At 71.6% G+C, this 13,055-nt stretch carries 14 protein-coding genes; 7 read left to right on the top strand and 7 right to left on the bottom strand.

Annotation, left to right across the window (positions count from 1 at the left end; all coding sequences use genetic code 11):
* Positions 1 to 89: 89 nt before the first annotated feature.
* From EIL87_RS26655 to EIL87_RS26645, 3 genes are all read right to left on the bottom strand, one after another.
* The gene (locus EIL87_RS26655; protein WP_125093297.1) at positions 90 to 332 is read right to left on the bottom strand and encodes a hypothetical protein; all 243 of its coding nucleotides are present in this window, start codon (positions 330 to 332) and stop codon (positions 90 to 92) included.
* Positions 333 to 408: 76 nt separating this feature from the next.
* Positions 409 to 1,041 (bottom strand): HNH endonuclease family protein, encoded by a 633-nt coding sequence (locus EIL87_RS26650; protein ID WP_125093296.1) that lies wholly within the window; start codon positions 1,039 to 1,041, stop codon positions 409 to 411.
* Between the two features lie 150 nt (positions 1,042 to 1,191).
* Positions 1,192 to 1,830, bottom strand: a complete 639-nt coding sequence (locus EIL87_RS26645; protein ID WP_125093295.1) for a hypothetical protein — start codon at positions 1,828 to 1,830, stop codon at positions 1,192 to 1,194.
* 166 nt (positions 1,831 to 1,996) lie between these two features.
* On the opposite strand from EIL87_RS26645, the gene EIL87_RS26640 reads away from it, so the two are divergent.
* The gene (locus EIL87_RS26640; protein ID WP_125093294.1) at positions 1,997 to 3,283 is read left to right on the top strand and encodes an adenylosuccinate synthase; all 1,287 of its coding nucleotides are present in this window, start codon (positions 1,997 to 1,999) and stop codon (positions 3,281 to 3,283) included.
* Positions 3,284 to 3,287: 4 nt separating this feature from the next.
* Here EIL87_RS26640 and EIL87_RS26635 read toward each other — a convergent pair whose 3' ends face one another.
* Together EIL87_RS26635 and EIL87_RS26630 are read right to left on the bottom strand one after the other, a co-directional pair.
* Positions 3,288 to 4,901: a Na+/H+ antiporter gene (locus EIL87_RS26635; protein ID WP_125093293.1), complete on the bottom strand. Its 1,614-nt coding sequence runs from the start codon at positions 4,899 to 4,901 to the stop codon at positions 3,288 to 3,290.
* 115 nt (positions 4,902 to 5,016) lie between these two features.
* Positions 5,017 to 6,117, bottom strand: a complete 1,101-nt coding sequence (locus EIL87_RS26630; RefSeq protein WP_125093292.1) for a glycerophosphodiester phosphodiesterase — start codon at positions 6,115 to 6,117, stop codon at positions 5,017 to 5,019.
* A 187-nt stretch (positions 6,118 to 6,304) separates the two neighbouring features.
* Here EIL87_RS26630 and purD point away from each other — a divergent pair, with 187 nt between their 5' ends.
* The 3 genes from purD to EIL87_RS27205 all read left to right on the top strand — a co-directional run bounded on the left by purD (position 6,305) and on the right by EIL87_RS27205 (position 9,054).
* Complete coding sequence (purD, locus tag EIL87_RS26625) at positions 6,305 to 7,567, top strand: phosphoribosylamine--glycine ligase (protein ID WP_125093291.1); 1,263 nt, start codon at positions 6,305 to 6,307, stop codon at positions 7,565 to 7,567.
* A 29-nt stretch (positions 7,568 to 7,596) separates the two neighbouring features.
* Positions 7,597 to 8,763 carry a pyridoxal phosphate-dependent aminotransferase gene (locus EIL87_RS26620; RefSeq protein ID WP_125093290.1) on the top strand — a complete coding sequence of 389 codons (1,167 nt, stop codon included), beginning with the start codon at positions 7,597 to 7,599 and terminating at the stop codon, positions 8,761 to 8,763.
* A gap of 126 nt (positions 8,764 to 8,889) precedes the next feature.
* On the top strand, positions 8,890 to 9,054 hold the full coding sequence (locus tag EIL87_RS27205; protein ID WP_199740617.1) for a hypothetical protein: 165 nt from the start codon (positions 8,890 to 8,892) through the stop codon (positions 9,052 to 9,054).
* A 293-nt stretch (positions 9,055 to 9,347) separates the two neighbouring features.
* Here the strand turns inward: EIL87_RS27205 and EIL87_RS26615 are convergent, their stop codons facing one another.
* Both EIL87_RS26615 and EIL87_RS26610 read right to left on the bottom strand, forming a co-directional pair.
* Entirely contained in the window at positions 9,348 to 9,941 is a 594-nt protein-coding gene (locus EIL87_RS26615) for an HAD family hydrolase (RefSeq protein ID WP_199740633.1), read from the bottom strand.
* Positions 9,942 to 9,965: 24 nt separating this feature from the next.
* Entirely contained in the window at positions 9,966 to 10,988 is a 1,023-nt protein-coding gene (locus EIL87_RS26610; RefSeq protein WP_125093288.1) for a threonine aldolase family protein, read from the bottom strand.
* A 167-nt stretch (positions 10,989 to 11,155) separates the two neighbouring features.
* On the opposite strand from EIL87_RS26610, the gene EIL87_RS26605 reads away from it, so the two are divergent.
* The 3 genes from EIL87_RS26605 (at position 11,156) to EIL87_RS26595 (ending at position 13,015) form a co-directional block, all read left to right on the top strand.
* Positions 11,156 to 11,671 carry a SigE family RNA polymerase sigma factor gene (locus tag EIL87_RS26605; RefSeq protein ID WP_093419930.1) on the top strand — a complete coding sequence of 172 codons (516 nt, stop codon included), beginning with the start codon at positions 11,156 to 11,158 and terminating at the stop codon, positions 11,669 to 11,671.
* Between the two features lie 51 nt (positions 11,672 to 11,722).
* Positions 11,723 to 12,343, top strand: a complete 621-nt coding sequence (locus EIL87_RS26600) for a hypothetical protein (RefSeq protein ID WP_233576608.1) — start codon at positions 11,723 to 11,725, stop codon at positions 12,341 to 12,343.
* An 87-nt stretch (positions 12,344 to 12,430) separates the two neighbouring features.
* Positions 12,431 to 13,015, top strand: a complete 585-nt coding sequence (locus EIL87_RS26595; RefSeq protein ID WP_125093286.1) for a TetR/AcrR family transcriptional regulator — start codon at positions 12,431 to 12,433, stop codon at positions 13,013 to 13,015.
* Positions 13,016 to 13,055: the final 40 nt, after the last annotated feature.

The following is a 13,055-nucleotide window of genomic DNA, read 5'->3' as shown; positions in this document are numbered from 1 at the left end:
TCTCCAACCGGCCACGCACCCGAGCGAGATCACCCTGCTTCACAGAACAAGATCATCCCACACCAAGATCCACACCTAACAAAGCACTACTAGGGCCTGTTGAGGAGTGCTGCTAGGGCGGTGTGCAGGGGTTCGTGGTCGTGGGGGTCGTGGAGGTGGCAGTCGGCGCCGGAGAGGCGGTACCACTCGTTGGCCCCGGCGTAGCGGATCCAGACCTGCACGGCACCGTCCTCGCAGGCCGTCGCCAGCTCGAGGTCGCCGGTGATCACGCCGACCTCGTCGGTCATCACCCCGCCCGGAGGCGCGGTCAGCGTCGTGCGCAGCTCGCCCATGGGCGCCAGTATGCCGATCCCGCGCACGGGAACGGGCACCTCCGCGCCGGGAGGTGCCCGAGTCGCGTGGTCCCGGTCAGCAGCCGTCGAGGGCGGTCTGCAGCGCGCCCTTCTCGGCTTCGGTGACGGTCAGCTCGTACTTGTGCTTGGTGCCGACCCACATCGAGGCGTAGGTGCAGTGGTACTCGGTCGCCGGAGGCATCCAGGCGTCCGGGGTCTGGTCGCCCTTCTCCTGGTTGACGTTGTCGGTGACCGCGATGAGCTGCGGCCCCTCCAGGTCGTTGGCGAAGGCCTGGCGCTGGTCCTGCGTCCACTCGGCCGCACCGGAGCGCCACGCGGCGGCCAGCGGCACGACGTGGTCGATGTCCACGTCCGAGGGCTGGGTCCAGGTCTCGCCGTCGTACGGGCTGGGCCAGCTGCCCGAGGTCGGGTAGCAGTCGGAGCCGACTTCCACGTTCTCGCCGTCGCGCTTGAGCACCGACTCGCGCGTGCTGCACCCGTCCGAGCCCTCGTTCCAGTGCGGGAACTTCTCCCGGTCGTAGCCGTCCATCGAGCCCTCTGGGGCGACGGTCAGCTCGCTGAGCTGGGTCTTGGCGGTGGCCGCGTCCGGGATCCCCGGCGGTTCGGCACCGGCCGAGGCGGTGAGGCCGAGGCCGATCAGACCGGCCAGGGGCAGCGCGGTGAGGGTGGTGCGCAACGAACGGGTCATGGCTTCCTCCGCGGTGGGCTTGATCGCCTGTGCAGAAGACGATTGCCCACGTCGGTGGCCGGATCAACACCGGGGAGTGACCAGGAGGTGACATGGCGTGAAGTCGCCACCGATCGGGGGAGGAAAACGTGAATTCCACACACGCCGTGGTCAGCGCGCCAGGTTCAGGTCCTCGGTGTGCCGGTACCAGACCCACTTCGCCACCGCGCGCGGGTGGTCGGTGCCGTCGTGGCGCACGGTGGTGGTGCGGAACGACGCCTGGAACGCCCGCCCGCGCGCCACGTGCTCCCGGCGGCGCAGCAGACCGCGCCGGGTGACGGTGACGCGCAGGCCGTCCATCGGCGGCTCGATCGTGTGGTTCAGCGGGTCCGAGGTCGGGTCCAGCAGCGCCTCGGCCTCCGGGTCCGGTGAGACCACGACGCGGGTCGCGGGACCGTTGAGGACCCGCTCGTCGTCGCAGTAGGCCTGGCCTGTGATCGGCTCGAGCACACCCTCGCCGAGCAGGATCCCGCCCGAGTCGTCCTTGAGCAGCGGCACCGGGCGGGGCGGGGCGGCCAGCGCCCGCTCCACGTCGCCGACCTCGAGGCCCCACAGCCGCGCCACGGGCGAGTCGGCCACCGGGACGTAGCCGACGGTGAGCCGGGTCAGCAGCTCCTTGCGCAGCAGGCGCAGCACGACGGCCGCCAGGTCCCCGTCCGTGCCGCGCACCACCACCCGATCGGTGGCTTCTGCCAGCAGCGGGTCGAGGTCGTGGCGGCCCGGCGCTGCGGGAACGTCGTGCCATTGCACAACGTCACCGGACGGACGCGCTGCGCCACCAACGTTTCCGCAGGACAATGCGGTGGTACTCACGATTCGCTCCTGGTTTACCCTGATCGACCGGCATACCCCGTGGTGGGAGCGGGCGAAGCGTGCGGTCACGCTGGCGACCACCCAGTCCAGGTTGGAGTTTCACATGCCGGCGATCGTGCTGATCGGCGCCCAGTGGGGCGACGAAGGCAAGGGTAAGGCGACGGACCTGCTCGGCGAGCAGGCGCAGTGGGTCGTGCGTTACCAGGGCGGCAACAACGCGGGACACACCGTCGTGCTCCCGGACGGGCAGGACTTCGCGCTGCACCTCATCCCGTCGGGGATCCTCACCCCCGGCGTGACGAACGTGATCGGCAACGGTGTCGTCGTCGACCCGGGAGTGCTGCTGGAGGAGCTCGCGGGCCTGGAGGAGCGCGGGGTCGACACCTCGCGGCTGCTGCTGTCCGCCGACGCGCACCTGATCATGCCGTACCACGTGGCCATCGACCGCGTCACCGAGCGGTACCTGGGCAAGAAGCAGATCGGCACCACCGGCCGCGGCATCGGCCCCTGCTACCAGGACAAGATCGCCCGCGTCGGCGTGCGGATGCAGGACCTGCTCGACGAGAAGATCCTGCGCCAGAAGGTCGAGGCCGCCCTCGACATCAAGAACCAGATCTTGGTCAAGGTCTACAACCGCCGCGCCATCGACGCGGAAGAGGTCGTCGACTCGGTGCTCAGCCAGGCCGAGAAGTTCTCCGACCGCATCGCCGACACCAAGCTGCTGATCAACCAGGCGATCGAGCGCGGCGAGTCGGTGCTCCTCGAGGGCTCCCAGGGGACCCTGCTCGACGTCGACCACGGCACCTACCCGTTCGTGACCTCGTCGAACCCGACCTCGGGTGGCGCCGCGACCGGGGCCGGCATCGGCCCGACCAAGATCAGCGCCGTGATCGGCATCCTCAAGGCCTACACCACGCGGGTGGGCGCCGGCCCGTTCCCGACCGAGCTGACCGACGAGGCCGGCGAGAGCCTGCGCAAGCAGGGCGGCGAGTTCGGCGTCACCACCGGGCGCTCGCGGCGCACCGGCTGGTTCGACGCGGTGATCGCCCGCTACGCGACCCGCGTCAACGGCATCACCGACTACTTCCTGACCAAGCTCGACGTGCTCTCCGGGCTGGAGACCATCCCGGTCTGCGTCGCCTACGACGTCGACGGGCAGCGGGTCGAGGAGATGCCGATGACCCAGACCGGCGTGCACCACGCGGTCCCGGTGTACGAGGAGATGCCGGGCTGGTGGGAGGACCTCTCCGACTGCCGCAGCTTCGAGGACCTGCCGGCCAACGCCCGCGCCTACGTCGAGCGGATCGAGGAGCTCTCCGGCGCCCGCGTGTCGGCGATCGGCGTCGGCCCGGGCCGCGACCAGACGATCGTGCGCCACACGATGGCCTGATGCCTCAGCGGTTCCGCCAGGAGCTCTCCACGGCGGCTTCCTGCAGGTCGAGTTCGCGGAGGACGCGGCGCAGCACCACGTCGTCGAGGTGCCCGGCGTCGCGTTCGTCCGCGATCGCCGAGCGCTGCACGTCGAGGACGTTGCGCCGCAGCTCCGAGAACGTCCGGGTCGAGGTGTCGGCGCGCTCCGCCGGGGTGCGCCCCACCTGCTCGGCCGCGGCCTTGCCCTGGTCCTCGACCATCTCGCGCATGCGGGCGACCATCCGGTCCAGCGAGGAGCGGTCGCAGTGCGCCTCGGCCGGGGTCAGCCCGTCCAGGTAGGCCAGCGCAGCGTTGGTGGCGATCCGGCGCGCCTCCGCTTCGGCATGGTCGTCCTCGCGGTCCTCCTCCGGATCGGTCACTCCCAGCCGGCGGATCAGCGGCGGCAGCGTGGTGCCCTGCAGCAGGATCGTGCCCACCGTGACCACCGCGGCGACGAGCTGGATCACCTCGCGGCCGGGCAGCGGTGCGCCGGTCCCGGTGGTGAGCGGCACCGCGCCGGCCGCCGCCAGCGTCACCACGCCGCGCATCCCCGCCCAGGACAGCACGGCCGTCCGCCGCCACCTGCTGCCGCGCTGCCGGGTGCTCCGGATCAGGTGGGAGACCCCGGGCAGGAAGTTCGAGGCGAACATCCACAGCACGCGGAAGGCCATCGTCGCGGCCAGGATCAGCAGCGTGGCGACCACGATCCCGCCCATCGGGTGGCCGGCCTCCAGCACGTCGCTGATCACCGACTTCAGCTGCAGGCCGATGAAGGCGAACACCAGGCTCTCCAGCAGCAGGTTGATCGCGCCCCACACGGTGTGCTCCTGCAGGCGGCCCGCCGCGCGCGCCCGGGGCAGGTTGTGCCCCACGTACAGACCGGCGGTGACCACGGCAAGCACGCCGGAACCGCCCAGCTCCTCGGCCGTCAGGTAGGCGATGAACGGCACGAGCACGCCCAGCAGGGTCGCCACCTGCACGTCCGGCACGTGCTGCCGGGCCAGCTGGGCGAGCATGCCGAAGCCCAGTCCCACCACCACGCCCACCACCACGGCCAGCGCGAAGACCCAGAGGCCCTGGGCGAGCGTCGGGGTCGTTCCGACGGCGGCGGTGATCGCCATCCGGTAGATCGTCAGCGCTGCCGCGTCGTTGATCAGGCTCTCCCCGCCGAGCACCGTCATCACGCCGCGCGGCAGGTTCAGCTGACGTCCGACCGCCGCCGCGGTCACCGCGTCCGGCGGGGCGATCACCGCGCCCAGAACAATGGCCGACGCCAGCGGCAGGTCCGGGATCAGCAGGAACGCGATCCAGCCCAGGACGAGCGAGGTGGCGATCACCTGCAGCACGCCGTGGTGCACGATCGCTCGGATCCGCTGCCGGAAGTTGGTGAAGGAGCTGTCCAGCGCCGCCGCGTACAGCAGCGGGGGGAGCACGACCGTGAGCAGCAGCTCCGGGTCGATGTGCAGCTCGTCGAGCCCGGGCACCAGCGACACGACCATGCCGACGGCCACCAGCAGCAACGGCGCCGCGATCTCCCGCTTCCGCGCCAGCGCGGTGACCAGCAGCGCCCCGATCAGCACCAGGATCAGCTGAGCCAACTCGCACCCCCGTCCACGGTGGACACCCTAGGTGCGCAGGCCCGCGATCACTCGGAACGACGATGCCGCCGCCCCCGAAGCGGGGACGGCGGCATCGTCCGGGTCGGCAGCGGGGTCAGCGCTGCTCGCGGGCGGTGATGGCCAGGTCCGGCATGTCGCTGAAGATGCCGTCCACGCCCTGGTCGTAGAGGACGTCGAAGAAGCCGAGCACGTCACCCCACTGCGCCGGGTCCTCGGAGGACCGGAAGTCGGCGGGCAGGAAGGTGTTCTCGGCCCGGACCGTGTACGGCACGACCTCCAGGCCGGCGGCGTGCGCGTCGGCGACCACGGTGGTCGGCTCGGTGAGGTGGTCGTCCTCGTCGACCGGCAAGATGACCTTCGTGTCGGGGCCGATCACGTCCGCGTAGGTCGCGATCTCCGCCAGCCCCTCCGGCTTGACCATGTCGGCGTAGGTGCGCGGGTCCCCGGCCTCGACGAAGTCCTGCGGCGCCCCGCTGGAGCTGATCAGCTGCACCAGCCGCACCTGCAGCCGCTCGTCGAGCTCTTCGAGGTTGCCGACCTCGAAGGACTGCACGGCGACCGCGGCGTCCTCGTCGTTCAGGTCGTTGCGCTCCAGGGCGGCGACCAGGCGGGGTTCCAGCGGCAGGCCGAGCTTCCGGAAGTAGCTGGGGTGCTTGGTCTCCGGCGCCACGCCGATGTCGCGGCCGAGCTCCTCGGACAGCCGCGCCCGCAGGTCCAGCACCTCCTGGAACGTCGGCACCTCGTAGAGGCCGTCGTGGACGGTGTTGTGCGGGCGGATCTCCGGGATGCGCTCCTCGGCTCGCAACGTCTTGAGCTCGGCGAGCGTGAAGTCCTCGGTGAACCAGCCGGTCATCTCGGTGCCGTCGACGACCTTGGTGGTCTTGCGGGCGGCGAACTCCGGGTGCGCGGCGACATCGGTGGTGCCGCTGATCTCCGGTTCGTGCCGGGCGACCAGGACGCCGTCCTTGGTGGGCACCAGGTCCGGCTCGATGTGGTCAGCGCCCATCCGGGCGGCCAGCTCGTAGGAGGCGAGCGTGTGCTCCGGCCGGTAACCGGAGGCACCGCGGTGGCCGAACACCTCGACCTCCGCGTTCTGCGGTGCCGGCGCGGTGGTCGCGGCCCCGGCCGGGGCCACCACCCCGAGCGCGGCGGCTGCTGCGACGGACAGAGCGATCAACCGTGCGCGAATGGTCATGGGTTCTCCCTGCTCGGACTGTGGCGGCACCACCCAACTCCCCTCGGCCGACACCCGGGGCACACCGGCGCGTCGCGCGGCCGACCGGTGGGTGAACGGCAGACGACCTGCGCTGCGCCAAGTGGCGGCAGAACTTCCCCGGGGGGCAGCGGCCAAGTGGCCCACCGCACGCTTTACGCTGCGTTCCGTGCGAATCCTCGTGATCGGCGGCGGCGGCCGGGAACATGCGATCGTGTTGGCGCTGTCCCGTGACCCTTCCGTGACGGCGCTGGCCTGCGCGCCCGGCAACGCCGGTACCGCTGCGCTCGCCGAGTCCTACGCCGTCGACGTCGCCAAGCCCGACCAGGTGGCGGAGCTGGCCACCCGGTGGAAGGCCGACCTGGTCGTCTTCGGGCCGGAAACACCGCTGGTCGCCGGTGCCTCGGACGCCGTGCGCGCCACGGGCATCCCGTGCTTCGGCCCGTCCAGGGCCGCGGCCCGCATCGAAGGCTCCAAGGCCTTCGCCAAGGACGTCATGGTGTCCGCAGGCGTGCCGACCGCGCGCAGCGAGATCGTCGACAACCCCGCCAAGCTGGACGCCGCGCTGGCCGGTTTCGGGCCGACCTGGGTGGTCAAGGACGACGGCCTGGCCGCGGGCAAGGGCGTGCTGGTCACCAGCGACTTCGACGCCGCCCGCGCGCACGCCATGAAGCTGCTCGACGGCGGCCACCCGGTGCTGCTCGAGACCTTCCTCGACGGACCCGAAGCCTCGCTGTTCTGCCTGGTCGACGGCACGACCGTGGTCCCGCTGCTGCCCGCGCAGGACTTCAAGCGCGTCGGCGACGGCGATGCCGGGCCGAACACCGGCGGCATGGGCGCCTACGCGCCGCTGCCGTGGGCGCCGGACGACCTGGTCGACACCGTGGTCCGCACGGTCGTGCAGCCCACCGTCGATGAGCTGGACCGGCGCGGGACGCCGTTCTCCGGCCTGCTCTACGCGGGTCTGGCGCTGACCTCGAACGGGCCGCAGGTCATCGAGTTCAACTGCCGCTTCGGCGACCCCGAGACCCAGGCGGTGCTCGCCCTGCTGCGCACCCCGCTGGCCCAGCTGTTCAACGCCGTGGCGCGGGGTGAGCTCGCCGACCAGCCGGAACTGGAGTGGGAGCCGGGTTCGGCGGTGACCGTCGTGCTGGCCGCCGAGGGTTATCCGGGCCGCCCGCGCGTTGACGACGTCATCCAGGGCTCCGACCTGCCGGGCGTGCTGCACTCCGGCACCCGCCGCCGCGAGGACGGCGCCGTGGTGTCCTCGGGCGGCCGAGTCCTGTCGGTGGTGGGCACCGGGCCCGAGCTGGCCGCGGCTCGCGAGCAGGTCTACGAGCGGGTCGAGCGCGTCCACCTCCCCGGGGCCCACTGGCGCACCGACATCGCCAGCCGCGCGGTCGACGGCGGCATCAGCATCCCCCGCTCCTGATCGTCGTTCGCCCTGGCAGGCTGGACACCATGAGTCGTCAGCACCCCGCGCTCGCCGTCGCGGCGCGAGCCGATGTAGCTCCGTTCCAGGTCATGGAGGTCCTGTCCGCCGCAGCCCGGCGGCAGCGGGAGATCGGCGACGTCGTGTCGCTGGCCGCGGGGCAGCCCTCGACGCCCGCGCCGAAGGCCGTGCGCGAGGCCGCCGCTCGCGCGCTGGAGGGCAACCCGCTCGGCTACACCGAGCAGCTGGGCGTCCTGGAGCTGCGGGAAGCCATCGCCGAGCACTACGAGCGCGCCTACGGCCGCGCGGTCCCGGTGGACGAGGTCGTGGTGACCACCGGCGCGTCCGGTGCGTTCCTGCTGGCGTTCCTCAGCGCCTTCGACGCCGGCGACCGGGTCGCGCTGGCGAGCCCGGGTTACCCGGCCTACCGCAACATCCTGTCCGCGCTGGGCTGCGAGGTCGTGGAACTGCCCTGCGACGCCTCGACCCGCTTCCAGCCGACCGTCGAGGTGCTGGAATCCCTCGAAGAGCCGGTGCGCGGGCTGATCGTCGCCAGCCCGGCGAACCCGACCGGGACCGTGCTCTCCCGCGACGAGCTCGCCGCGCTCGCCGAGTGGTGCGAGACCCGCGGCGTGCAGCTGATCAGCGACGAGATCTACCACGGCCTCAGCTACGGCGAACCGCTGCACACCGCGCGCGAGTTCTCGTCCGAGGCGATCGTGGTCAACAGCTTCTCCAAGTTCTGGTCGATGACCGGCTGGCGGCTCGGGTGGATGCTGGTGCCGCCGCGCCTGCTGCGCGCCGTCGACTCGTTGACCGGCAACTTCACCCTGTGCCCGCCGGCGATCTCGCAGCATGCGGCCGTCGCGGCGTTCAGCCCGGAGGCCTACGACGAGGTGGAGGGCCACGTCGAGCGCTACCGGGAGAACCGGGAGCTGCTGCTCGACGGGCTTGCGAAGGCCGGAATCACCGAGGTCGCCCCGGCCGACGGCGCCTTCTACGCCTGGGCGGACGTCCGCGAGCACACCGACGACGCGGCGTCGTTCTGCCGCCGCCTGCTCGACGACACCGGTGTCGCCGCCGTGCCCGGCGTCGACTTCGACCCGGACCGCGGGCACCACTACCTCCGGCTCTCCTTCGCCGGCGACCCCCGCGACATCGCCGAAGCCGTCCACCGCCTCGGCGCCTGGCTGTAGCCGTGGCGGACCGGGCCGAGGTTCTCAGGGGAACCCTGAGGTTTCCCCGGTTCGGTCTTTCGACCCGCCGGAACGCCGGTCTGAGATGGCACTCTGGGGGTGTTCCCCGGTGAAGAGGTGGTCGTGATGGTGTGGAAGGTGCTCGGCGGTCTGCTGGTGCTCTGGCTCGTGGTGTCCGTCGCCGGAGCCCTGGTCAAAGGCCTGTTCTGGCTGGCCGTGATCGGCGGGGTCCTGTTCGTCGCGACCGCGGCCATCGGGTGGGCCAAGGACAAGAAGCAGATCAAACCTTGATCATGAGTTGAGGAGTGTTCCGCTGCTCAGCGGTGCGGGTGGCAGGACCTGAGCGGCTCCGTGGACTCCGTGCGCCGCTCATCGAGCACGTGTGTGCACGCGGCGTCACGGCGTACTCGCCACGAAGCCGTTCAGAACCTGCGGTGGTGCGAGCTGAGTGCCCCACCTGATGAAGCGGCTGGTGCCGCGGGTCGCCTTGAACGCTGCGGCGGTGGGGGCTGAGTGCCGCACCTGGAGCAGCGGCTTTCGCCGCGTTGTGGCGAGCCGGACCGGCGGCGTCTTCTGCGAAAGACCTAAGCGGCCAGTTGTTGGTCGAGGAGAGTCCTGGCGTGGGTGGGTGAGTGCCAGAGTTCGGCGTTCAGACCTGCTTCGCGGGCGCCGGTGATGTTGTCCTCGCGGTCGTCGAAGAACAGGCACTCCTCGGGCTCCGCGCGCAGCGTGTCGAGGAGGGTCCGCCAGATCTGCGGCTGCGGCTTGATGACCCGCAGGTCGCCCGAGAACAGCAGGTGCTCGAAGTAGCGCGCCCACGGCTTGCGCTCTGCCGCGCGGGCGAAGGTCGTGGAGGCGTTGGACAGCAACGCCAGCGGGACCCCGCGCCGGTGCAGGTCTTCCAGCAGGGCCAACGTCCCCGGCTCCACCGACATCCACCCGTCGACGTCGACGCTGGTCAGGCGCTGCGCCAGCGAGTCGTCGACCGACCGGCCCAGCCGGGCCGCCACCGCCCGCCAGTAGTCGGCGTCGGGCAGCCCGGCGTCGTACTCGGCGCGCTCGGCCCAGTAGGCCTCCTCGAACCGCGCGGGCTCGGCGTCGAGCAGCGAGGCCAGTTCGGGCAGCGCTGTCGTGCGGCGGCTGATGACCTCGCCGTAGTCGAACACGATCCAACTCAGCACGTTCACCTCCGCGTTCGAGCGCTAGATCCCGGCTTCGCCGATCCGGCGCAACGCCTCTTCCACGTCCGACTTGGACACGTCCCGGTGCGTGACGAACCGGATCTGCCCGTTCATCGGTACCGCCAGCACACCCACCGAGCGCAGCCGCTGCAAGGTGAGCTGCACGTCCGGGACCGCCGCCAGGATCATGTTCGTCTGCGGAGCGGTGACCTGCCAGCCGCGGTCCACCAGGCCCTCGGCCAAGATGCGGGCGTTGTCGTGGTCGTCGGCCAGCGCATCGATGCGGTCCAGCGCCACCAACCCGGCCGCCGCGACCACACCGCCCTGCCGGACGCCCCCGCCCAGCATCTTGCGCACCCGCCGTCCGGCCTTGATGAACTCCACGTCGCCGGCCAGCACCGAACCGACCGGCGCCCCGAGTCCCTTGCTCAGGCAGACCTGCACGCTGTCGACGCCCACGGTCAGCGCCGCCGGTGGCACGCCGAGCGCGACCGAGGCGTTCCACAGCCGGGCGCCGTCGAGGTGCACCTTGAGGCCGAGCTCCTTCGCCGCGGCGGCCAGCCGCGCGTGCTCGTGCGGCGGCACGATCGCACCGCCCGCGCCGTTGTGCGTGTTCTCCAGGCACAGCAGCGTGGTGTGCAGGGCGTCGTAGGCCATGGTCAGGGAGGCCTGCGACCGCACCGCTTCAGCGGTGGGGCGGCCCGGTCCGGCGTCCCACTCCAGCGGGTCCGGCATGCCTCCGGCCAACCACGCAGCGGACCCGAGCTCGTGGTTGAGCACGTGCGCACCGCGCGGCGCGAGGAACCGGTCACCGCGCTTGAGGTGCAGCATCAGGGCGATCAGGTTGCCCATCGTGCCGCTGGGCACCCACAGCGCGGCGGGGGTGCCCAGCAGCTGGGCCACCCGTTCTTCCAGCGTGCGCGTGGTGGGATCGTGGTCGAGGACGTCATCGCCGACATCGGCGGTGGCCATCGCGGCCAGCATCTGCTCGTCGGGACGGGTCACCGTGTCTGAGCGGAGGTCGATGGCTGCCGGAGTGGTCACGAACGGATCACACCACACCGGGGGCGGGTGGAGGCAATGGCCCTGTGAGACGTGAATTCACCGCTGCGGTATCAATCACAGGTGGATCGGCTCCAACGAGCGTGCAACGGTTGGGGCACGCGATCCCGTCATAGCAGTGCAGGCAACGAACGAGCGGAGAGTTCCGCGTGGACCAGCGCGAGGAGCAGGAGTTCGCGGAGTACTTCGTGGCTCGGCGGGAGGCGGTGCGTCGCATGGCGTACATGATGTGCGGTGACTGGCACCGCGCGGACGATCTCGCCCAGACCGCGTTCATCGCCTTGCACCGCCACTGGCGGAAGGTCCGGGACAAGGGCGCGTTGGACGCCTACGTGCGCCGGACGCTGACCAGAGCGGTGATCGACGAGTCGCGGCGGCCCTGGCGACGGGAGAGGGCCGCCGAGACTCTGCCCGACAGTCCGGTCGACGATCCGGACGTGGACGATTCGGTGTCCACCAGGCAGACCCTGATCGCGGGGCTGCGCCAGGTGCCGCCGAAGCAGCGCGCCGTGTTGGTCCTGCGCTTCCTGGAGGGGCTGGACGTGGCAGGGGTCGCGGCGGTCATGCGCTGCAGCGAAGGGACCGTGAAGAGTCAGTGCGCCCGGGGGTTGGCGACGTTGCGGGAGGCGCTGGGAGACGAGCTCGGGGATCTGAGGTCCGCGTGAAGGGGGTACGCGTTGGACGAGCGCAAGCTCGAAGAGCTTTTCCGTGACTCGGTGCGAACCGTTCCGCCGGCGTCGTTCGACGAAGGTGACATCACGACCGCGTCGAGGCGCATCACGGCCCGGCGCCGGATGACCGCCACCGTGGGGGGCACGGTGGCGGCTGCGGCGGTGCTGATCGGCGGTGTCGGCGCGGGCGCCGGCTGGTTCTCGTCCTCGTCGAGCACCGTGGCCAGCCCGCCACCGGCGCCGCTGACGGCCGCCCCGGCTCCCAGCCCGCAGACCGAGTCGGGCGTGATCAGCCCGCGGTCGGCCGGCTGCCGGCCGGACCCGGCGGTGGTCGAGGCCGTGTCGGCCGCGCTCCCGGCGGCCGGCAGCACCACGCCGACCTCGGTGCGGGCGTGTCCGACCGGTGCGAAGGCGGCGGCCTTCCCGCTGCGCGACGGCGCTGCGGCGGGCCGGGTGACGGTCGTGGTCAGCCCGGCCGGAACGGCCCAGGCGGGCCAGTCGACGCCGGGTGACGTGCAGCGTCCCGACGGTGCGCAGCAGTCGGTCCGCAAGGCCCGCAGCGGCAAGCTGGTGGTCGTGCTCAGCGAACCGGACGCCGGTTCGCCCGCGGCTCCGTTCGTCTCGAAGGTGGCCACCCTCGCCGGCGACCTCGCCACCCGCTTCTGACGCGGAACGGCTGGTCGTGGAGCTCCCGCCGGTCCGCGGGTGCCGCGATCATCCGGACGTTCCGGGCGCGGCTTAGGATCGCGTGTCATGACAGCGGCCAGCACACCCAAGGGAGAGCGGCGGCGGCAGGCGTTGGTGGCGGCTGCGGCGGAGCTGCTCGTCGAGGGCGGGTTCGACGCGGTGCGGCACCGCGCGGTGGCCGAACGCGCCGGGCTCCCGCTGGCCTCGACCACGTACTACTTCTCCTCGCTGGAAGACCTGGTCACCGCCGCGGTGGAGCACAACGGCCGGGAGGAGCTCGCCGCCGGACGTGCCCGTCTCGCCGACCTGGCCGCGCAACCCCGCAGCACCGACGCCGTGATCGAGCTGCTGCTGGACCTGCTGCTCGGCGTGGAGTCCCGCCACGGCGGCGTCGAACCAGTGCTGCTGCGCTACGAGCGCCTCGTGGGTTCGCCGCGCCGCCCCTACCTGACGCCGCTGATGCGGGAGATGGCCGCCGAGCTGCAGCAGCTGCTCGCCGAGATCTTCCGCCGCAGCGACGTGGAGGTCGGCGCGGAACGGCTCACCGAGCTGATCGCGCTGGTCGACGGAGCGGTGGTGAACGCGCTCATCGAATCGGACCCGGACCCGCGGGGTGCTGCTCGCAGGATGCTGCGAGCGCAACTCTCCTGAATTCCGCGCGTGCAAGAACGCCGGGCGAGTCGCTCAGCGA

It is taken from the genome of Saccharopolyspora rhizosphaerae (genome assembly GCF_003931915.1).
Classification (GTDB): domain Bacteria; phylum Actinomycetota; class Actinomycetes; order Mycobacteriales; family Pseudonocardiaceae; genus Saccharopolyspora; species Saccharopolyspora rhizosphaerae.
Note: the sequence above shows the minus strand (reverse complement) of the source record. Positions and strands in the feature narration are given on the sequence as shown.

Excerpts from the sequence above, each read along its gene's own strand:
- EIL87_RS26655 (WP_125093297.1), bottom strand. The coding sequence starts at position 332 with ATGGGCGAGCTGCGCACGACGCTGACCGCGCCTCCGGGCGGGGTGATG.
- EIL87_RS26650 (WP_125093296.1), bottom strand. The coding sequence starts at position 1,041 with ATGACCCGTTCGTTGCGCACCACCCTCACCGCGCTGCCCCTGGCCGGT.
- EIL87_RS26640 (WP_125093294.1), top strand. The coding sequence starts at position 1,997 with ATGCCGGCGATCGTGCTGATCGGCGCCCAGTGGGGCGACGAAGGCAAG.
- EIL87_RS26630 (WP_125093292.1), bottom strand. The coding sequence starts at position 6,117 with ATGACCATTCGCGCACGGTTGATCGCTCTGTCCGTCGCAGCAGCCGCC.
- EIL87_RS26620 (WP_125093290.1), top strand. The coding sequence starts at position 7,597 with ATGAGTCGTCAGCACCCCGCGCTCGCCGTCGCGGCGCGAGCCGATGTA.
- EIL87_RS27205 (WP_199740617.1), top strand. The coding sequence starts at position 8,890 with ATGGTGTGGAAGGTGCTCGGCGGTCTGCTGGTGCTCTGGCTCGTGGTG.
- EIL87_RS26595 (WP_125093286.1), top strand. The coding sequence starts at position 12,431 with ATGACAGCGGCCAGCACACCCAAGGGAGAGCGGCGGCGGCAGGCGTTG.